Raw genomic sequence first — 20,243 nt, forward strand, 5'->3', positions numbered from 1 at the left:
CCTCGCCCTACAGTGCCGGGATGAGCATGACGCCTCCGCCCGGCTGGTACCGCGACCCCCACGCCCCGCACCTGGAGCGCTGGTGGGACGGCACCGCCTGGACCGAGCACCGGCGCGAGCCCGCACTCACGGGCCCGCCGGCGCCGGTGCCGGCCGAGGGCGCCTCGGGCCGGGCCAAGGCGATCGCTCTCACGACCGCCGGGGTGGTGCTGGTCGCGGCGATCGTCACGGGCGCGTTCGTCCTGCGGGACGACCACCAGGCCGGCAGCGGCGCCGACGTGGCCGCCACCGAGTCCGTCACCCCCACCTACGCACCCACCTCCGAGACGCCCTCGGAGTCCGTGAGCCAACCCTCCGCCGACGACCCCGCCGTCGTCGAGGACCAGCTCAACGGCATCACCGTGCCGCTCCTCGACGGCTGGGTACGACCCCAGTACGTGGTCGACGACGACGTCCTCATGACCACCGACGGCACCTACGACTGCCCCGGCGACCCCGGCGTGTGCCGGCACGGCCTCGTCCTCTCCCGCACGGTCACCGACAACGACGAGACGTCCCCCGAGGCCCTCGCCGAGGCGGACATCTCCGAGGCCGCCGACGCCGCCTACGACCGCGACCTCGTCGGCAAGCGGCCCTTCGGCGGCATCGAGTCCCACGAGCTGGTGAAGGCGGGGCCGGTCGCGGTGGCGGGCCGCGCGGGGTATTACGTGCGCTGGCGCGTCAGGACCGCCGACGGGCCCGGCGGTTACGTGCAGTCCCTCGCCTTCCAGTCCGGCGTCGGCACGGAGGCGCCGGTCGTCGTGCGCTACGTCTTCGACGCGGGCGAGGACGGCCCGCCGCTCGCCGACATGGACCGGATCACCAAGGGCATCCGGTCCCTGGCCGACACCGGGGGCGGCGGCGTGGGCAGCAGCATCGGCCCGACCGGCTGACCTACAGGAACGTGCGGCCTTCCCCGCGGTACGTCGGGACCGTCGCCGTCACCGCGTCCCCCTCGACGAGATGCAGCGTGTCGAACCGCTCGCACAGCTCGCCGGCCTTGGCGTGCCGGAACCACACCTTGTCGCCGATGAGGAGGTCGTCGGCGGGAGCGCCAAGGAGCGGCGTCTGCACCTCGCCGGGACCCTCCTGGGGGTCGTACTTCAGCCCCTCCGGCAGACAGGGCACGGGCAGCCGGTCGGGTCCGGGCGCACCGGAGGCGGGATAGCCGCCGCCGAGGACCGTGACGACCCCGACCCCCGGCCGCCGTACGACGGGCTGGGCGAAGAGCGCGGCCGGACGCCCGCTGAAGGACGTGTAGTTGTCGAACAGCCGCGGAACGTACAGCCCGGACCCGGCGCCGATCTCGGTGACCGCGTCCTCGGCCGCGGTGGTCTGCACGCTGCCCGTACCACCGCCGTTGACGAACTCCAGGTCCGGCACGACGGCCCGCACCGCGCGCACCACCGCGGCCCGCCGCTCGGCGAGTTCACGGCGGGCCGTGGCCTGCATCAGCCGCACGGCACGCGAGCGGAACGGACGCCCGGCGACCGAGTCGCCCACCCCGGCGATATGACCCTCGTACGCCATGATCCCGACGACCTTGAACCCGGGCCGCCGGGCCACCGCCCGGGCCAGTTCGGCGACTTGGGCGGGGGAGTGCAGCGGGGAGCGGAGCGCGCCGACGCGCACCCGGCCGCCGAGGAGCTTCAGCGAGGTGTCCAACTCCAGGCAGACCCGGACGACTTCACCTCCGCCGTCCCGGGAGCGGTCGATGAGATCGAGCTGGGCGACGTCGTCGACCATCACGGCGACGGCGGCGGCGAGCTTGGGATCGGAGGTGAGCTCGGCGTAACCGGCGCTGTCCACGGACGGATACGCGAGCAGCACGTCCTCGAACCCGGAGCGGGCCAGCCACAGCGACTCGGCCAGGGTGAAGGACATGATCCCCGCGAAGCCGTCCTTGGCGAGCACACGTTCGAGCAGCGCCCGGCACCGCACGGACTTGCTGGCGACCCGGATCGGCTTCCCGCCCGCTCGGCGGACGAGATCGTCCGCGTTGGCGTCGAAGGCGTCGAGATCCACGATCGCGAGTGGGGCGTCGAGGTGGGCGGTGGCCCGGTCGTAACGGGCCCGGTCGGCGGCGCGCGCAGTCATGAACGAAGCCTGCCAGACAGGATTACCGCAGGGTAGGGGGACGATCCGGGCAGATGCCCCGGGCTCGTGGACTGGTTCCCGTTCGCCCAGGGACAAGCCGTAGAGTGACGCGCACGTAGGACGGGTGCGCCGGGATGCCGGGTCATCCGCGCGGGTATGCGTGCCCGGGGGACGGAGAACGCCGGTACAACTCCGCACGGGCCCGGGCACCCACGCCCACGTACGACGACAGGCCCGGGTACGAGGGAAACGGGGGGCGCATGAGCACGGAAGCGCAACACGCCTCCATCCCCCCACGCCCCACAGCCCCACCCCGCCCCACGGAGCCCCCGACGCCGCCCACCTCCCGACCCGACGACACCGCACCGCCCCGCCCCACGACCCCACCACGGCAGGCGGACCACCCGCAGCGTCCTGCTGCTGAGGGCACCGGGAGCCGAGAGCGGCGCGACGCCCGCGAGACCGGCGGCGCGGAGGAGAAGCCTGAGGCTCAGGAGGGCGCGCGCTCTGAGCGGGCTGCGGAAGCCGGTGGTGGTGCCGGAGCCGGTCCCTCGAGTTCGCGTCGGCCCTCGGACGATGCCGCCCCGGATGTCCCGCCCCGCTTCCCGAGCCTGCGCGCACGCTCCGTGGACGCTGCCTCGACCTCCCGTACGACCCCGCCCCCGCCGCGCGCCTCGGCCCGCTTCCCGGACGCCCCGCCGGCCCGGAGCGCGGGCTCCGGCGGTGCCGACACGGCCGTACCGCCGCGCCCGGCGCACCGCCCCCCGGCGTCACCGCGACGCGACGGCGCAGCCCCCGAGTCCGCCTCGGAGACCACGTTCCGGCTGCGCCCGGTCCCCACGGACCGCGGGTCCGAACGGAACGACACCCAGCGCGACCCGGCCGAATCCACACCACCCGCCACCTCCTCCTCCGGCGCCGCGACGGCAGGCCCGGCCGTACGCAGGCCCTCCGGCCATGCCTCCGGCCCTACGGCGTCGGGCTCGGCGGGACCGGTGCGCTCCAGCTCCGGCGCCGCGACGGCAGGCCCGGCCGTACCCATGTCCTCCTCCGCCCCCGCCTCCGGCCCCGCGGCGTCAGACCGCGGCGTACGCGCCTCCTCGGCCTCCGGCGCCGCGACGGCAGGCCCGGTCGTACCCGCACCGTCCGCCCCCTCCTCTCAGGTGACCCCCCTCCAACCCGACCCGGCCCTGTCCTGGAACGCCCCGGCCTCCGGTGGTACCCCCGGAAGCGGGCGGCCCGTCGTGTCGTTCGGGGAGCCCGAGGGGTACGGCGAGGGCGGCCGGCCGCGGCCGTTGGCGGTGCGGGCCGGGGCTCGTACCGCTGCCGTGGCCGTCTGTCTGGTGCTCGGGCTCGGGCTCATCGGCGGTGCGGTGACCGGGAGTTGGCTGGTCGGGGACTCGGCCGCGGCGGGGGAGAAGGACTCCTTCACCGCCGCCGAGGGGTTGTGGCACAGCGTCCCCGTGGACCAGCTCTTCCCGCCCACCGTCGAGGGCCAGGGCGCCGGCCCCGGCGGCGCCGACCGCACCTGGACGCGGATCGCCGTCGCCCCGGACAGCGGCTGCAAGGACGCCTTCGACCCGCTGCTGGCGAAGGCCCTCGCCCCCGTCGGCTGCCGCCGCCTCCTGCGCGCCACCTACACCGACGCCACCCAGAGCTACGTCACCACCGTCGGCCTGCTCTTCACCAAGGCCGACGCGGCCGGCATGACCGCCCTCGACACCCGCTTCACCAAGGAGCGCCTCGGCGACCGGGCCGACCTGATGCCCCGCCCGTACCCCGCCGAGGACACGGCCGCCGCGCGGTTCGGCGCCAAGCAGCGCGCCTCCTGGGCGATCTCCGTCCTCACCGACGCCCCGGTCGTCGTCTACGCCGTCTCCGGCTGGGCCGACGGCCGCACCGTCGACGAGCCGCAGTCCGCCACGGCGGCCATGCAGTCCGGCGCCACCACCCCCGTCGCCCAGGCCGGCCTCGGCCACGAGGCACAGGGCCTCGCCGACCGCGTCGAACGCGGCCTGCGCAGAACCGTCGACACCCCGGCCACGGAGGGGACGGGAACGACCTCATGAGCGCCGCCCCCCACACCCGCCGGGCCGGCATCGTCAGCGCCCTCCTCGCCGCCTTCCTCGCCCTCGTCCCGCCCACCGCCGCGCACGCCGACGGCATACGAGCCAAGCAGTGGGCCCTCGAAGCGATGCACACCCAGGAGGCCTGGCAGACCACGAAGGGCAAGGGCGTCACCGTCGCCGTCCTCGACACCGGCGTCGAGGACGACCACCCCGACCTCGTGGGCAACGTCCTCGAAGGCAAGGACATGGTCGGCTTCGGCGCCGGCCGCGGCGACCGCGCCTGGGCCCGCCACGGCACCGCGATGGCCGGCATCATCGCGGGCCACGGCCACGGGTACGCCAACGGCGACGGCGTCATGGGCATCGCCCCCGAGGCCAAGATCCTCCCTGTCCGCGTGATCCTGGAGGACGGCGACTCCGCCCGCGGAAAGGCCCGCAACACCCGCGGCAACGCCCTCGCCGAAGGCATCCGCTGGGCCGCCGACCACGGCGCCGACGTCATCAACCTCTCCCTGGGCGACGACTCCAAGTCCGCCCACCCCGAACCCGCCGAGGACGAGGCCGTCCAGTACGCCCTGAAGAAGGGCGTGAGCGTCATCGCCTCCGCCGGCAACGGCGGCGAGAAGGGCGACCACATCTCCTACCCGGCCGCCTACCCGGGCGTCATCGCCGCGACCGCCGTCGACCGCTACGGCACCCGCGCCTCCTTCTCCACCCGCCGCTGGTACGCCACGGTCGCCGCCCCCGGCGACGACGTCGTCATCGCCGACCCGGACCACAAGTACTACGAGGGCTGGGGCACGAGCGCCGCGGCGGCCTTCGTCTCCGGCGCCGTCGCCCTGGTCAAGGCGGCCCACCCCGGCCTGACTCCGGCGCAGATCAAGAAGCTCCTGGAGGACACGGCCCGGGACGCGCCCGTCGGCGGCCGCGACGACTCGCGCGGCTACGGCTTCGTCGACCCCGCCGCCGCCCTCGAGGCCGCGGCCCGGCTCGACCCCGAGGGCCTGAAGTCGGCGGCGTACGGCGACCGTTACTTCGGCCCGGGCCCCGACGCCCCCAGGACGGACGACGGCACGACCGACTGGGCGGCGCCGCTCGCGGGCAGCGTAGGAGGTGTCCTGCTGGTGACGGCGGTGGTGCTGTGGCGTGGCCGCAGGGAACGGTACGACGGCCTCTAGAAGGTCACCGGGCGGTGGCCGAAGCCGATGCCTCCGAGCTCTCGCGCACGAACACCGACACCGCCGCCCGCACCGCCGACTCCACCAACGAGATCCCCTTCTCCTTCGTCGCGTTGCCGTTGGACAACGCGACGACGAGATAGTCGTTCCCGTCCGCAGCGGTCACCCGCCCGATGCTGTTGATGTCCCACAGCCCGGTCGCGCTGCGCGGCAGCCAGCCGTTCTTCAGCGCCCACGACGAGCCGTCGGCGGCGGCCGACACCCCCCAGTGCTGGCCGGTGGCTATCTGCCCCATCAGCCCCCGGAGATACTTCCGGGAGGCCCCGCTCAGCTTCGAGTCGTCCCCGAACACCTGCTGGAGCAGGGTGAGTTGGTCGGCGGCCGTGGTCTGGGTCAGTCCCCAGAGCATGCCGTCGCCGCCCTCGGTGTCCGTGAGCCCGAAGCGCTTGTTCGCCGCGTCCAGCCCCGCCGCCTTGCCGATGATCCGCCACAGCGCCGACGCGGAGGCGTTGTCGCTGTTCTCGATCATGGTGGTCGCGTACGACTTCTCCGCCGCCGTCAGCGAACGGTCCTCGTCCTGCGCCTGGAGCAGCAGCGTCGCCAGGATGTCGACCTTGACGATGCTCGCCGTGTCGAAGGCGGCGTCCCCGTACGTGGCACTGTCGCCGGAGTCCAGATCGAGCACGGCCACCGAGACGTCGGCGTCGTCCGGCACGGTCACCGCGTCCATCGCGTCGGCCAGCAGCGCGTCATGGTCCACGGTCGGTACCGCCACGGGCTCCACGGACGCCTCCTCGCTCGATGCACTCGATGGGCTCGCCGCACTCGCCGCCGGGCTCGAGGACGGGGCCGACGCCGCCGACGATACGGTCCCGGCACCGGAGTGCGCCTGCGCCTTCACATACACCGTCCCGGCGGCCGTACCGCCGACTATGGCCACGGAGGCGAGGGCGGTGTACATCAGAGGGCGGCGCCGGGACGGACGGGCGCGGCGGCGGCTCCTGCGGGCTCTGGAGGACTCCATGCCCGTGATGCTGGGGGCACCGGCTGTGCGGACCGTTAGACGGACGTTAGATGTGTGTCAGGGAAATCTGAGATTCCGGTGAAGACGGTCACGTGCGCGTTTCCGGGCCCGCACAAGGCCAGCAGCATCCCCCCTATAGGGTCGGTGACCGTGGCGAACAAGAACATTCCCGACCCCGGCTTCTCCGACGACGACGGCTCCGCCGACCCCCGGCTGAGCGCGGCGCTCGCCGGCTGGGCCGCGGACCGCACCGCCGTGGGGCCCGTCCTGGAAGCGCTCAAGGACGCCCGGCTGCTCGTCCCGGTCGTGGCCGTCCTCGGCGAGGTCGAGGAGGACGAGAACGGACTGCGCCGCGAGAAGACCAGCGACATGGCCGTGCCGACCCTCAAGGCCGGACCCCGGACCGCGCTGCCGGCCTTCACCTCCACCGACTCGCTCGCCCGCTGGGACCCGGCGGCCCGCCCCGTCGCCGTACCCCTGCACCAGGCGCTCCAGGCCGCCGCGCACGAGAAGGCGGACACGGTCGTACTGGACCTGGCCGGACCCGTGACGTTCGAGCTGACCGGCCCCGCGCTGCTGGCCCTCGCCGAGGGCCGCACGACGGCCGACCCGCTCGCCGATCCGGCGGTGCTCGCGGCGGTACGGGAAGCGGTGGCCGCCGAGCCCGCCGTACTGCGCGCCCATCTCGGGCCCGGGCAGGCCGACGGCACCCTGGCCCTCGTGCTCGACCCGGCGGCGCCCCCCGCCGAGGCGGCCCGAGCGGTCGCCGAGCGGATCGCCGCCGACGACACACTGAGGGCCCGCCTGGTGCGGGGCCTGGACCTGGCACTCCTGCCGGCCACGGCCACGCCTCCGGGCGAGCCCTTGTACGTGCGCGGGTGAAACCAGTACGCGGATGAACTAGCCGTAGATCGGACCGGTGTACTTCTCGCCCGGCCCCTGGCCCGGCTCGTCCGGGACGATCGACGCCTCCCGGAAGGCCAGCTGGAGGGACTTCAGGCCGTCGCGGAGCGGGGCCGCGTGGAAGGAGCTGATCTCGGTCGCGCTGCCGTCGAGGAGGCCGGCGAGGGCGTGGATCAGCTTGCGGGCCTCGTCCAGGTCCTTGTACTTGTCGCCCTCCTCGGTCAGACCGAGCTTCACCGCGGCGGCGCTCATCAGGTTGACGGCGACCGTCACGATCACCTCGACGGCGGGGACCTCGGCGATGTCGCGGGTCATCTCGTCGAAGTCGGGGGAGTCAGCGGGAGGGGTGTCACTCATGTCCCACACGATAGGGCCCGGTGCCGACCGCTCCGCACCGGCCCCGCTGCACACCGGTTCGCACCACCCCCGGGTTGCTGCTAACCTTGTGTGACGACCGGCTGGATACTCGCGTGTCCGGCCCACAAGTGGAGGCTCCGATCTCCCACCTGACCGCCCCCAGGGCGGCGGGTCACCCGGTCAGGCGGCCGCCATCGTTCCGTACGGACGATGGAGTCGCCCGAAATCGCGCCCCGCGATCATCGTGGCGGTGCTCCGGTAGTGCTTTGGAGCCCCCTCATGTGATCGTCCGGGGCATTTTTTGTGCTTCGGTGCGGTTAGGTCCTACGAAAAGAGACGTACGCGGCTGTCCGCCAGACCGCCGTATGGTGCTACCGAGGAGGATCCATCAGCACCGAGCCCCGCATCAACGACCGGATTCGCGTTCCCGAGGTGCGACTTGTCGGTCCCAGTGGCGAGCAGGTCGGGATTGTCCCGCTTGCCAAGGCCCTGGAGCTTGCGCAGGAGTACGACCTCGACCTGGTCGAGGTGGCGGCGAACGCCCGCCCGCCGGTCTGCAAGCTCATGGACTACGGGAAGTTCAAGTACGAGTCGGCCATGAAGGCCCGTGAGGCGCGCAAGAACCAGGCGCACACGGTCATCAAGGAGATGAAGCTCCGGCCGAAGATCGACCCGCACGACTATGACACCAAGAAGGGTCACGTCGTCCGGTTCCTCAAGCAGGGCGACAAGGTCAAGATCACGATCATGTTCCGTGGTCGCGAGCAGTCCCGGCCGGAACTCGGCTACCGACTGCTGCAGCGGCTCGCGGAGGACGTCCAGGACCTCGGCTTCGTGGAGTCGAACCCGAAGCAGGACGGCCGGAACATGATCATGGTTCTCGGTCCGCACAAGAAGAAGACCGAGGCCATGGCCGAGGCTCGCCAGGCGCAGGAGGCCCGCAAGGCCGACGCGAAGGCCAACCCCGGCAAGTCGCAGAACGCCGCGGAGGCCCAGGCCGACGAGGCTCCTGAGGCCGCCGAGGCGCAGACCGAGGCTCCGGCCGAGGCGTGATCCCGGGGACGCGAGTCCCCAGGACGTAACCGATACAAGAGCGACGCTCCACCGTGCCCGGTTTCACGACCGGGCATCGGAGCGCCACCCAGAGGAGAGAACGGCGCTATGCCGAAGAACAAGTCGCACAGCGGTGCCAGCAAGCGCTTCAAGGTCACCGGCTCCGGCAAGGTGCTCCGTGAGCGCGCCGGCAAGCGCCACCTGCTCGAGCACAAGTCGTCCCGCGTGACGCGTCGCCTGACCGGCAACGCCGAGATGGCCCCGGGCGACGCCGCGAAGATCAAGAAGCTTCTCGGCAAGTGAGGTCGGGCGCCCAGCGCCTGATCCACCTCCAGACCGGGACCCCATCGATTTCCGGGCCGTGTGAGTCCAACCACGGCCCCGCTACAAGGAGTTAACAAGTGGCACGCGTCAAGCGGGCAGTCAACGCCCACAAGAAGCGCCGGGCGATCCTCGAGCAGGCCTCCGGCTACCGCGGTCAGCGTTCGCGCCTGTACCGCAAGGCCAAGGAGCAGGTCACCCACTCGCTGGTCTACAACTACAACGACCGCAAGAAGCGCAAGGGCGACTTCCGTCAGCTGTGGATCCAGCGCATCAACGCCGCTGCCCGCGCCAACGGCATCACGTACAACCGCTTCATCCAGGGTCTGAAGGCCGCGAACATCGAGGTCGACCGCAAGATCCTCGCCGAGCTGGCCGTCAACGACGCCACCGCGTTCGCCGCGCTGGTCGAGGTCGCGCAGAAGGCCCTCCCGGCCGACGTCAACGCCCCCAAGGCCGCGTGACGTAAGCGCTGGCTTCGAGCCGACGTGACATGAGGGACCCGCAGGCTTTCGGGCTTGCGGGTCCTGCTTGTTGTCCTGCGTGTCGTCCTTTGTGAAAGTGAGCCCCATGTCTCCGGCAGCCCCCGAGCTGATCTCCCCCCGTTCCCCCCGCGTCTCCGCCGCCCGGCGGCTCGCCAGGCGGAACTTCCGGGGGAAGGAGCGGCTGTTCCTGGCCGAGGGACCGCAGGCCGTGCGGGAGGCCGCCGGGCACGGGCTCGTGGAGCTGTTCGCCACCGTCGAGGCCGCGGAGCGCTATGCCGACATCATCGGGGAGGCCCGCGCCGTCGACGCGCGTGTGCACCTCGCCTCCGAGGACGTCATCGCCGACATCTCCACCACCGTCACGCCCCAGGGGCTCGTCGGGATCTGCCGGTTCCTGGACACGCCCTTCGCGGAGATCCTCGCGGCGAAACCCAAGCTCGTCGCCGTGCTCGCCCACGTCCGCGACCCCGGCAACGCCGGCACCGTCCTGCGGTGCGCGGACGCCGCCGGCGCCGAGGCGGTCGTCCTGACCGACGCCTCCGTGGACCTCTACAACCCCAAGGCCGTCCGTGCCTCCGTGGGATCGCTCTTCCATCTGCCCGTCGCCGTCGGGGTGCCCGTCGAGGACGCGATCCAGGGACTCAAGGACGCCGGCGTGCGGATTCTCGCCGCCGACGGCGCCGGGACCGACGATCTCGACGACGAGCTCGACAAGGGCACCATGGGCGGGCCGACCGCGTGGGTGTTCGGCAACGAGGCGTGGGGGCTCCCGGAGGAGACCCGCGCACTCGCGGACGCCGTGGTGCGCGTCCCCATCCACGGAAAGGCCGAGAGCCTGAACCTCGCGACCGCCGCCGCCGTATGTCTCTACGCGTCGGCCCGTGCACAGCGCGCCTCCGGAGGGTGCCGTTCCGTCACCCACAGCTAGTAGGCTGACCAGCTCGGGGGCCCCTCAGCCGTCGTGAGAGGTGGGGTACGGGGATGAGTGTCGGGACGAGCGGGGCGCCGGCGGCACAGGCCGGTGAGCACGCCGCGCACGCCTGTGACCCCAACGATCTGCCCGACGGTCTCGTCGTCGCCGACGAGCAGGGACGCGTGGTCTGCTACAACACCGCCGCCGAACGCATCACCCGGATCCCCGCCGCCGAGGCCCTCGGCCAGCGGCTGGAGAAGGCCCTGCCCTTAGAGGACCTGGAGGGGCGGCGCTGGTGGCAGCTGACCGACCCCTACGGCGGGCTCGCCATCCGGAACCGGCAGCCCGAGCGCAACCTGCTGCTCCCCGGCGGCCGCGAAGTCCTCGTCTCCGCGCGCTACGTCCGCGCCACGGCCACCGGACCCGTCGAGCGCGTCGTCGTCTGCCTGCGCGACACCGAGGCCCGGCGCCGCACCGAGCGCAGTCACGCCGAGCTGATCGCCACCGTGGCCCATGAACTGCGCTCCCCGCTCACCTCCGTCAAGGGCTTCACCGCGACCCTCCTCGCCAAGTGGGAGCGGTTCACGGACGACCAGAAGCGGCTGATGCTGGAGACCGTCGACGCCGACGCCGACCGGGTCACCCGGCTCATCGCCGAGCTGCTGGACATCTCCCGGATCGACTCGGGACGCCTTGAGGTGCGGCGCCAGCCCGTCGACATCGGGGCCGCCGTCGGACGGCACATCCAGGCGTACGTCGCCGCAGGGCAGACCGCCGACCGGTTCCTGCTCCGCATCGAGCAGCCGCTGCCCCAGCTCTGGGCCGACCCCGACAAGATCGACCAGGTGCTCAGCAACCTGCTGGAAAATGCCGTGCGCCACGGCGAGGGAACCGTCACCATTGACGTCACGCCCGCCGCGTCCCCCCGGGAAGGGGAGGACACCGGCACATCGGTCACCGTCAGCGACGAGGGGCCCGGCATCCCGGAGGAATCCATGAACCGCGTCTTCACCCGCTTCTGGCGGGGCAGCAAGCGCGGTGGCACGGGCCTCGGTCTCTACATCGTCAAGGGCATCGTCGAGGCCCACGGCGGCGCCATCACGGTCGGCCGCGCACCCGGCGGCGGCGCCGAGTTCCGATTTACGTTGCCCGTGGCGGCCCCGGCCTATCTCACCTGAGAGCCGGAGAGCGCCCCACGGGCGCATTCGTATACCTCCACCCCGTTAGACTCGGCCTTTGGCACCTTTGTGTCCTGCACACGGCTTAGAGCGCCGGTCACGGGGACCATCCGCCAGCCAATCGGAAGCACGGGAAGAGATGTCGGCACCGAATAAGTCGTACGACCCTGTCGAGGTCGAGGCATTGAAGCCAGAAGAGATCGAGCGCATGCGGGACGAGGCGCTCGCCGCCTTCGCCGCCGCGGACTCCCTCGACGCGCTCCAGGAGGCCAAGGTCGCCCACACCGGCGGCACCTCGCCGCTGGCCCTCGCCAACCGCGAGATCGGCGCCCTGCCCCCGCACGCGAAGGCCGCCGCCGGAAAGCTCGTCGGCCAGGCCCGCGGCGCGGTCAACAAGGCCCTCGCCGGCCGCCAGGCCGAGCTGGAGGCCGAGCGCGACGCCCGCGTGCTGGTCGAGGAGTCGGTGGACGTCACGCTGCCGTACGACCGCGTACCGGCCGGCGCCCGCCACCCGCTCACCACCCTGTCCGAGCGCATCGAGGACGTCTTCGTGGCCATGGGCTACGAGGTCGCCGAGGGCCCGCAGGTCGAGGCGGAGTGGTTCAACTTCGACGCCCTCAACATCGGCCCGGACCACCCGGCCCGCGGCGAGGCCGACACCTTCTTCGTGCAGGGCCCCGAGGGCGGCACCGAGTCCGGTGTCGTGCTGCGCACCCACACCTCGCCCGTGCAGATCCGCTCGCTGCTGAGCCGTGAGCTCCCGGTGTACGTGATCTGCCCCGGCGTCGTGTACCGCACCGACGAGCTGGACGCGACCCACACCCCGGTCTTCCGCCAGGTCGAGCTGCTCGCCGTCGACGAGGGCCTCACCATGGCCGACCTCAAGGGCACCATGGACCACATGGTCCAGGCCCTGTTCGGCGAGGGCATGAAGACCCGGCTGCGGCCGAACTTCTTCCCCTTCACCGAGCCGTCCGCCGAGATGGACATGGTGTGCTACGTCTGCCGCGGCGAGTCCGTCGGCAACCCCGACCGCCCCTGCCGTACCTGCTCCTCCGAGGGCTGGATCGAGCTCGGCGGCTGCGGCATGGTCAACCCCAAGGTCCTGACGGCCTGCGGTGTGGACCCCGAGAAGTACAGCGGATTCGCCTTCGGGTTCGGCATCGAACGGATGCTGATGTTCCGCCACAACGTCGAAGACATGCGAGACATGGTCGAGGGTGACGTCCGGTTCACCCGGCCGTTCGGGATGGAGATCTGATGCGGGTCCCGCTTTCTTGGCTGCGGGAGTACGTCGACCTGCCGGCGACCGAAACCGGCCGTGACGTCCAGGCCAAGCTCATTTCGGCAGGCCTCGAGGTGGAGACCGTCGAGCAGCTCGGCGACGGCCTCAAGGGCCCCCTGGTCGTCGGCCAGGTGCTGACCATCGAGGAGCTGGAGGGCTTCAAGAAGCCCATCCGGTTCTGCACGGTCGACGTCGGCACCGCCAACGGAACCGGCGAGCCCCAGGAGATCGTCTGCGGCGCCCGCAACTTCGCCGTCGGCGACAAGGTCGTCGTCGTGCTCCCCGGCGCCGAGCTGCCCGGCGGCTTCGCCATCTCCGCCCGCAAGACCTACGGCAAGACGTCCCACGGCATGATCTGCTCCAGCGACGAGCTGGGCATGGGCGACGACGGCACCAAGGGCATCATCGTGCTGCCGCCGGAGACCGAGGTCGGCAAGGACGCCATCGAGCTCCTGGAGCTGGTCGACGAGGTCCTGGACATCGCCGTCACCGCCAACCGCGGCGACTGCCTGTCCATCCGCGGCGTCGCCCGGGAGACCGCCATCGCCTACGGCCTGCCGCTGCGCGACCCGGCCCTCCTCGACGTCCCGGGCCCCAACGCCTACGGCTACCCGGTCCAGGTCTCCGAGCCGTTCGGCTGCGACCGCTTCACGGCCCGTACGGTGAGCGGCCTCAGCCCCGAGGCCCGCTCCCCGATCTGGCTCAAGCGCCGCCTCCAGAAGGTCGGCATGCGCCCGATCTCGCTCGCCGTCGACATCACCAACTACGTGATGATGGAGCTCGGCCAGCCGCTGCACGCCTACGACCGCGGGCTGGTCCAGGGCACCATCGGCGTCCGCCGGGCCGCCGAGGGCGAGGAGATCGTCACCCTCGACGGTGCCAAGCGGAAGCTGCACTCCGAGGACCTCGTCATCACCGACGACCGCGGCCCGATCGGCCTCGCGGGTGTCATGGGCGGCGCCAACACGGAGATCGCGGACCACGAGGAGGGCGAGGGCACGACCGACGTCGTCATCGAGGCCGCGCACTTCGACGCGGTGTCGATCGCCCGCACGGCCCGTCGCCACAAGCTGTCCTCCGAGGCGTCCCGGCGCTTCGAACGCGGTGTCGACCCCGCGGCCGCCGCCGCTGCCGCGCAGCGCACGGTCGACCTCCTCGTCCTCCTCGCCGGCGGCACCGCCGACGCCGGGGTCACCGAGGTCGTCGCGCCGTCCGCGCCGCACACCATCACCATGCCGGCCGACCACCCCGACAGGGTGGCGGGTGTGGAGTACGGCCGCGAGACCGTCGTACGCCGTCTCCAGGAGGTCGGCTGTGACGTGTACGGGCAGGACGAGCTGATCGTCACCGTGCCGTCCTGGCGTCCCGACCTCACCGAGGTCAACGACCTCGCCGAGGAGGTCATCCGCCTGGAGGGGTACGAGAACCTGCCCTCCACGCTGCCCAAGCCCCCGTCCGGCCGCGGCCTGACCCACCGGCAGCGCCTGCACCGCCGGGTCGGCCGGGCGCTGGCCGGTGCCGGGTACGTCGAGGCGCCCAACTACCCCTTCATCGGCGAGCAGGTCTTCGACCAGCTCCTCCTGGAGGCCGACGACCCGGCTCGCCGTGTCGTGAAGCTGACCAACCCGCTCAACGACGAGGAGCCCGCGCTCCGTACGACGCTGCTGCCGGGGCTGCTCGGCGCGCTGCGGCGCAACGACGGCCGCGGCTCGCACGACCTGGCCCTCTTCGAGACGGGCCTGGTGTTCCTGCCGCGCGCCGAGCAGAAGATCGCCGCCGCGCTGCCGGTGGACCGGCGTCCCACCGACGAGGAGATCGCCGAGCTGAACGCCGCGCTGCCCGAGCAGCCGCGCCATGTCGCCGCGGTCCTCGCCGGGGCGCGCGAGCAGGCCGGCTGGTGGGGCAAGGGCCGTCCGGCCGACTGGGCCGACGCCATCGAGGCGGCGCGGGCGGTCGCCCGTGAGGCCGGGGTCGAGCTGATCGTCCGTGGCGGTCAGTACGGACCGTGGCATCCGGGCCGGTGCGCCGAGCTCGTGGTCGTGGCGGAGGGCGCCGAGAAGGTCGTCGGTCACGCCGGTGAGCTGCACCCGCGCGTGGTGAAGGCCTTCGGCCTGCCCGCCCGTACCTGCGCGATGGAGCTGGACCTGGACGCGCTGGAGGCCGTCGGCGACGACACGCCCCAGGCGCCGGCCATCTCCACGTTCCCGGTGGCGACGCAGGACGTGGCGCTGGTCGTGGACCGCTTCGTCCCGCACGCGGACGTCGAGGCGGCGCTGCGCGAGGGCGCGGGTGAACTGCTGGAGGGCATCCGGCTGTTCGACGTCTACGAGAACGCCGAGCAGCTGGGCGACGGCAAGAAGTCGCTGGCCTATGCGCTGCGGTTCCGGGCCGGTGACCGGACGCTGACCGTGGACGAGGCCTCGGCCGCGCGGGATGCGGCGGTCGCCCTGGCGGGGGAGCGGACCGGAGCCGTGCTGCGCGGTTGAGGAATCCGTCACCTCACTCGTTTGAGTGAGAACTCCCAGTGATCTGGTCCATCCGGGCCATGGCTCGACAGAATCGGACCGGCCTTTCGGGGTCGGTCCGATTCTGCTGTCTGGGCCTATATGGGGGGCCATCGGCATGATCCGTATCAGGGGTCGGGTTCCCCGCAAGGTGCTCGCGCTGGGGCTGCCCACCGCGTGGGGTGCCGTGGCGATCTCGTACAAGATGGCCTGCCCGCTCGCCCAGCAGACCGGGTTCGAGGCGCGGCTCGCCACGAGTGCCGTCTTCTTCGCCGTCGGCACCGGGCTGATACTCCACGTCCGCAAGGCGCTGCTGCGTGAGCTGCGGCAGATCCGGCAGGTCGCCGGGGCCGCGCAGAGCGCGCTGCTGCGACCCCTGCCCCCGCGGATCGACGGGTTGACCGTCGCCGCCGCCCAGTTGTCCGCGGACCGCGGTGCGTCCGTCGGTGGCGATCTCTACGAGGTCATCGCCACCGAGCACGGGGTGCGCGCGGTCATGGGCGATGTGCGGGGCCACGGGCTCACGGCCATCGGCACGGCCGCCGCCGTCCTGGGCAGCTTCCGCGAGGCGGTGCACGACGAGGCCGAACTCGGCTGTGTCCTAAGGCGGCTGGAGCGGGCACACGCCCGGCACCTGCGCGAGCGGGCCCGGGCCGAGCACCCGTCCAGCGGGGCGGAGCCGGAGCATCCGGTCGCCGAGGAGTTCGTCACCGTACTGCTCCTGGAGATCCGTCAGGACGGCGCGCTGTACGCGCTGAACTGCGGTCACCCGTGGCCGTATCTCCTCAGCGGCCCCCAGGTGGCCCCCCTGACCCGAGCGGATCCCCTCCCTCCGCTCGGGCCGTTCCCGCTCCCGCCCCATCTGCCCCCGGTGTCCTGCGGTCACCTCCTCCCCGGCGAGACCCTGGTCCTCCACACGGACGGAGCCGAGGACGCGAGGGACGCACATGGCCGTTTCTTCCCCTTGCCGGCCGCACTGGAGAAGGCCGCCGACCAGCCCCCTCAGTCCCTGCTGGGCTCGGTCTTCACGGCACTACTACGACACTCGGGAACGCCGAAGGACGACATCGCCTTACTGGTCCTGCGAAACGACCGCCCACACAGACGCCCCTCAGGGGCGCGGGGAACTGCGCGACCAGCCACATCGCACCCGCAGCCGACAACGCACCTCTAGCGCAACGGCGTCCAGTCACCCGGCGTTGGCCAGCGCAGCGCACCGGCAGCCGTCCGCCCCGCCACGGAGTGTCGGGCAGGCAGCTGGGCGGACGGCGCGGAATCGGGCCGCCGCACTGTACGAGGGGGAGCCGGCGGCCCGGCCGGCCTCTTGCGAGGCATTTCAGTCAACCGGTTGGAAACTCTCCGCGACAGTGCGCGCACGCTGCGGATTCGAGCACTCCGTTCACACCCCGTGTGAAGACACACCCACTACTCTGACGGCACCGAGCCACCCGGGGGGCATATATGCAGCCCAATACTCTGCTCGACGCGATCCTGGACGAGGCGGGGATCTCGCACGCGGGGTTGGCCGCACACGTGAACCAGGCGGGACGGGCGCGCGGGCTCGCGCTCCGGTACGAACACACCGCCGTGGCACGCTGGTTGAAGGGGCAGCGGCCCCGCGGCCAGGTGCCGGACCTGATCTGCGAGGTGCTCGCCGGCCGGCTGCACCGCACGGTCACGCTCGACGACATCGGCCTCGGCGTCCCCGGCGAGCCCGCCACCCCGCACACCACCTCGCTGTCCGGGTTCGTGGAGCGGGCCACCGCCCTGTGGCGCTCCGACGAGCAGCAGCGCCCGCACATCCTGGGCGCCCCCGCGGTCACCGGCACACCGGCCGTCATGCCGGTGTGGGAGTGGGAGAACCCGCCCGAGGACGTCGACGTGTCGCGTGGTGGCCGGCATCGGGTGACCCCCGGCGACCTGGAGATGCTGCGGGCCGCCCGGACGCACTACGAGCAGATGTACCGCAAGGCCGGCGGCATAGCGACCCGTACCAGGATCGTCGGGTTCCTGAACGCCGAGGCGGCGCCGTTACTGCGCGGCAGCTACACCGACGCCACCGGCCGCCAACTGCACCGGGCCACCGGCGGGTTGGTGGCGATCGCGGGGATCTGCGCGTACGACTCCGACGCGCACGGACTCGCGCAGCGCTACTTCCACCAGGCGCTGCGGCTGGCGAAGGCCAGCGGGGACCGGGGGCTCGGCGCCTACATCATCGCGCTGCTCGTCAACCAGGCGCTGTTCATGCGCGAGCACCGGCAGGCCGTCGCCTTCGCGGAGGCCGCGCTGCGCGCCGCCGGCAAGCACATCACCCCCGCCCTCGCCTCCGACCTGTACGCGATGCAGGCGAAGGCGTACGCACACCTCGGTGACGGTACGAGCGCACTGTCCTGCATCCGGCGTGCCGAGCAGGCCGCCGAACGCATCCGGCGCGGATACGAACCCGACGAAACGGGCTATGTCCAGCCGGGGCTGGTCAACGTCCAGGTGGCGGAGGCACTGCTCAGTCTCGGCGAACTGGTGGCCGCGGGCGAGCATGCCGCGGCGGCCGTGGACAACCCGGCCCACGACCGGGGCCGGGTGCACCGCCTGGCGATGCTCAGCACGATCGAGCTGCGCCGGGGCAACGCCGACAAGGCGGTGGCCACCGCGGTGCAGATGGCCGAGCAGGCCCGCGGGATGGAGTCGCAGCGACTGCGCGACAGACTCCGGGCGGTGCGCGAACACCTGGTCCGCAGCGGCTGCGCGGGCACGTCCGAGGCGGCCGAACTCATCGACGGAGCACTGCGCGTACCGCTGTAGGCGGGTTCCCGAACGCGGACAGCCACAGTCCCTGCTGCGATATTGCCACTTACTCGACGGAAGGTGGCAGAACCGTGCAGTGGACGAAACAGTACGAACAAACTGTGTATGCAAACCGCTGGTTCACCGTCAATCTGGCAGATGTGGAACTGCCGGACGGGCGGCACCTGGATCACTTTCTGATACGGCTGCGGCCCGTCGCCGTGGCCACGGTGGTGAACGAGGCCAACGAGGTCCTGCTCCTGTGGCGCCACCGCTTCATCACCGACAGCTGGGGGTGGGAACTGGCCGCGGGCGTCGTCGAGGACGGTGAGGACGTCGCGAGCGCGGCCGCCAGGGAACTCGAGGAAGAGACCGGCTGGCGGCCGGGCCCGCTGCACCACCTCATGAGCGTGGAACCGTCCAACGGGCTCACCGACGCCCGGCACCACATCTACTGGGCCGACGAGGGCGAGTACGTCGGACACCCCGTGGACGACTTCGAGTCGGACCGTCGGGAATGGGTGCCCCTCAAGCTCGTCCCCGACATGGTCGCCCGCGGCGAGGTCCCGGCCGCCAACATGGCGGCCGCGCTCCTGCTGCTGCACCATCTCAGGCTCGGGCAGGACGTCTTGCCCTGATCCCCACCACGTCCCGGGCTAGTGCCCGAGGGCCTGCCAGACCGCGACGACGAGCGCGCCCACGGCCGTGACGGCCGCGACCGCGGGCAGCGGCCAACGGGCGTGCTCCAGCGCGACGATCCGTGCGCTCAGGTCGTCGACTTCCTTGTCCGTCTCCTCCGTGCGATGACTGAGCAGTGCGAGCCCTCCCTCGACACGCGCGTACGCGACATCGAGGCGGCGGCGTAACTCTGCGAGTTCTCCATGGACCACGGGATGCTCCGGGTCGGCGGTCACTTTTCCGCTCCTTTCCGTAGTCATCACATCCCTTGCATGCGCATGAAGAGTCAACCCCCCCTGGTGGGCGCGTGGGGAGCGTGTGCGACGGGCATATGCGTGCCCGGTGCGCACACGGTGTGTGAATACGGCGGGCCCGGCGCTCCGAAGAGTGCCGGGCCCGTGTTCGTCGCACTGTGTAATCGGCACCCTGAAACGGGCACTGTGCGACCGGCCGGGATCTGTCAGCCGTAGGTGTAGAAGCCGGAACCGGTCTTGCGGCCCAGGCGGCCGGCGTCGACCATGCGCTGGAGCAGCGGGGGAGCGGCGTACAGCGGCTCCTTGTACTCCTCGTACATCGAGTTGGCGATGGAGACGATGGTGTCCAGGCCGATCAGGTCGGACAGCTTCAGCGGGCCCATCGGGTGGGCGCAGCCCATCTCCATGCCGTTGTCGATGTCCTCGCGGCCCGCGATGCCCGACTCGAACATCCGGATCGCGGACAGCAGGTACGGCACCAGCAGGGCGTTCACCACGAAACCGGAGCGGTCCTGCGCGCGGATCGCGTGCTTGCCGAGCAGCTTCTCGGCGAAGCCCTGGGCGCGGCTGATGGTGCCCTCGGAGGTGGTGAGCGCCGGGATCAGCTCGACGAGCTTCTGCACCGGGGCGGGGTTGAAGAAGTGGATGCCGATGACCTGGTCGGGCCGCGAGGTGGCGACCGCCAGCTTCACCAGGGGGATGGAGGAGGTGTTGGAGGCGAGGATCGCGTCCGGGCGGGTCACGACCTGGTCGAGCACCTGGAAGATCTCGGTCTTCACCTGCTCGTTCTCCACGACGGCCTCGATGACCAGGTCGCGGTCGGCGAACTCGCCGAGGTCGGTGGTGAAGGAGAGCCGGGCCAGCGCCGCGTCCCGCTCCTCCTCGGTGATCTTGCCGCGCTCGGCGGCCTTGGCCAGGGAGTTCAGCAGCCGGGTCCGGCCGATCTCCAGGGCCTCACCGGTGGTCTCGGCGACCTTCACGTCCAGGCCGGAGCGGGCGCACACCTCGGCGATGCCCGCTCCCATCTGGCCGCAGCCCACCACTCCGACGCGCTCGATGTCGGTCACATCGTCCCCTTCGCAGATCTACGAATCCGGCAGGACCCGCGTGGTTCGCTGCCT

At 71.9% G+C, this 20,243-nt stretch carries 19 protein-coding genes; 14 read left to right on the forward strand and 5 right to left on the reverse strand.

From position 1 onward, the window contains the following. Positions 1–26: 26 nt before the first annotated feature. Positions 27–932, forward strand: a complete 906-nt coding sequence (locus ACFUO4_RS36915; RefSeq protein WP_383493414.1) for a DUF2510 domain-containing protein — start codon at positions 27–29, stop codon at positions 930–932. A gap of 1 nt (position 933) precedes the next feature. Here the strand turns inward: ACFUO4_RS36915 and ACFUO4_RS36920 are convergent, their stop codons facing one another. Continuing rightward, positions 934–2,136 (reverse strand): amino acid deaminase/aldolase, encoded by a 1,203-nt coding sequence (locus ACFUO4_RS36920; RefSeq protein ID WP_383493156.1) that lies wholly within the window; start codon positions 2,134–2,136, stop codon positions 934–936. A gap of 626 nt (positions 2,137–2,762) precedes the next feature. On the opposite strand from ACFUO4_RS36920, the gene ACFUO4_RS36925 reads away from it, so the two are divergent. Together ACFUO4_RS36925 and mycP are read left to right on the forward strand one after the other, a co-directional pair. After that, positions 2,763–4,205: a hypothetical protein gene (locus ACFUO4_RS36925; RefSeq protein WP_383493159.1), complete on the forward strand. Its 1,443-nt coding sequence runs from the start codon at positions 2,763–2,765 to the stop codon at positions 4,203–4,205. After that, the gene (mycP, locus tag ACFUO4_RS36930) at positions 4,202–5,383 is read left to right on the forward strand and encodes a type VII secretion-associated serine protease mycosin (RefSeq protein WP_383493162.1); all 1,182 of its coding nucleotides are present in this window, start codon (positions 4,202–4,204) and stop codon (positions 5,381–5,383) included. Before ACFUO4_RS36925 ends, mycP begins: the two co-directional genes overlap by 4 nt. 4 nt (positions 5,384–5,387) lie before the next feature. Here mycP and ACFUO4_RS36935 read toward each other — a convergent pair whose 3' ends face one another. After that, positions 5,388–6,407 (reverse strand): serine hydrolase, encoded by a 1,020-nt coding sequence (locus tag ACFUO4_RS36935; RefSeq protein ID WP_383493164.1) that lies wholly within the window; start codon positions 6,405–6,407, stop codon positions 5,388–5,390. Between the two features lie 150 nt (positions 6,408–6,557). Here ACFUO4_RS36935 and ACFUO4_RS36940 point away from each other — a divergent pair, with 150 nt between their 5' ends. Continuing rightward, positions 6,558–7,289: an SseB family protein gene (locus tag ACFUO4_RS36940; RefSeq protein ID WP_383493166.1), complete on the forward strand. Its 732-nt coding sequence runs from the start codon at positions 6,558–6,560 to the stop codon at positions 7,287–7,289. A gap of 18 nt (positions 7,290–7,307) precedes the next feature. Here the strand turns inward: ACFUO4_RS36940 and ACFUO4_RS36945 are convergent, their stop codons facing one another. Beyond that, positions 7,308–7,667 carry a DUF1844 domain-containing protein gene (locus ACFUO4_RS36945; RefSeq protein ID WP_059196484.1) on the reverse strand — a complete coding sequence of 120 codons (360 nt, stop codon included), beginning with the start codon at positions 7,665–7,667 and terminating at the stop codon, positions 7,308–7,310. A gap of 387 nt (positions 7,668–8,054) precedes the next feature. Between ACFUO4_RS36945 and infC the strand changes: the two genes are divergently transcribed. The 10 genes from infC to ACFUO4_RS36995 all read left to right on the forward strand — a co-directional run bounded on the left by infC (position 8,055) and on the right by ACFUO4_RS36995 (position 18,828). Next, positions 8,055–8,720, forward strand: coding sequence for a translation initiation factor IF-3 (gene infC, locus ACFUO4_RS36950; protein ID WP_079309916.1), 666 nt, complete (start codon positions 8,055–8,057; stop codon positions 8,718–8,720). Positions 8,721–8,828: 108 nt separating this feature from the next. Continuing rightward, complete coding sequence (gene rpmI / locus ACFUO4_RS36955; protein WP_004933563.1) at positions 8,829–9,023, forward strand: 50S ribosomal protein L35; 195 nt, start codon at positions 8,829–8,831, stop codon at positions 9,021–9,023. Positions 9,024–9,121: 98 nt separating this feature from the next. Then, entirely contained in the window at positions 9,122–9,505 is a 384-nt protein-coding gene (gene rplT / locus ACFUO4_RS36960; protein ID WP_033531708.1) for a 50S ribosomal protein L20, read from the forward strand. A 106-nt stretch (positions 9,506–9,611) separates the two neighbouring features. After that, on the forward strand, positions 9,612–10,454 hold the full coding sequence (locus tag ACFUO4_RS36965; RefSeq protein ID WP_079309917.1) for an RNA methyltransferase: 843 nt from the start codon (positions 9,612–9,614) through the stop codon (positions 10,452–10,454). Between the two features lie 53 nt (positions 10,455–10,507). Then, positions 10,508–11,617: an ATP-binding protein gene (locus ACFUO4_RS36970; RefSeq protein ID WP_383493171.1), complete on the forward strand. Its 1,110-nt coding sequence runs from the start codon at positions 10,508–10,510 to the stop codon at positions 11,615–11,617. A gap of 139 nt (positions 11,618–11,756) precedes the next feature. Further along, positions 11,757–12,878 carry a phenylalanine--tRNA ligase subunit alpha gene (gene pheS / locus ACFUO4_RS36975; protein WP_079309919.1) on the forward strand — a complete coding sequence of 374 codons (1,122 nt, stop codon included), beginning with the start codon at positions 11,757–11,759 and terminating at the stop codon, positions 12,876–12,878. Next, the gene (pheT, locus tag ACFUO4_RS36980) at positions 12,878–15,388 is read left to right on the forward strand and encodes a phenylalanine--tRNA ligase subunit beta (protein WP_079309920.1); all 2,511 of its coding nucleotides are present in this window, start codon (positions 12,878–12,880) and stop codon (positions 15,386–15,388) included. The genes pheS and pheT overlap by 1 nt, the downstream gene beginning before the upstream one ends. 136 nt (positions 15,389–15,524) lie before the next feature. Then, the gene (locus ACFUO4_RS36985) at positions 15,525–16,580 is read left to right on the forward strand and encodes a PP2C family protein-serine/threonine phosphatase (RefSeq protein ID WP_383493175.1); all 1,056 of its coding nucleotides are present in this window, start codon (positions 15,525–15,527) and stop codon (positions 16,578–16,580) included. Between the two features lie 287 nt (positions 16,581–16,867). Beyond that, positions 16,868–18,208 carry a transcriptional regulator gene (locus ACFUO4_RS36990; protein ID WP_079309921.1) on the forward strand — a complete coding sequence of 447 codons (1,341 nt, stop codon included), beginning with the start codon at positions 16,868–16,870 and terminating at the stop codon, positions 18,206–18,208. Between the two features lie 74 nt (positions 18,209–18,282). Continuing rightward, positions 18,283–18,828: an NUDIX hydrolase gene (locus tag ACFUO4_RS36995; protein ID WP_079309922.1), complete on the forward strand. Its 546-nt coding sequence runs from the start codon at positions 18,283–18,285 to the stop codon at positions 18,826–18,828. 18 nt (positions 18,829–18,846) lie between these two features. Here ACFUO4_RS36995 and ACFUO4_RS37000 read toward each other — a convergent pair whose 3' ends face one another. Then, entirely contained in the window at positions 18,847–19,104 is a 258-nt protein-coding gene (locus ACFUO4_RS37000) for a hypothetical protein (protein ID WP_079309923.1), read from the reverse strand. A gap of 224 nt (positions 19,105–19,328) precedes the next feature. Then, complete coding sequence (locus ACFUO4_RS37005) at positions 19,329–20,189, reverse strand: 3-hydroxybutyryl-CoA dehydrogenase (protein ID WP_079309924.1); 861 nt, start codon at positions 20,187–20,189, stop codon at positions 19,329–19,331. Positions 20,190–20,243: the final 54 nt, after the last annotated feature.

This window comes from Streptomyces sp. NPDC057280 (assembly GCF_042668605.1).
Classification (GTDB): Bacteria; Actinomycetota; Actinomycetes; order Streptomycetales; family Streptomycetaceae; genus Streptomyces.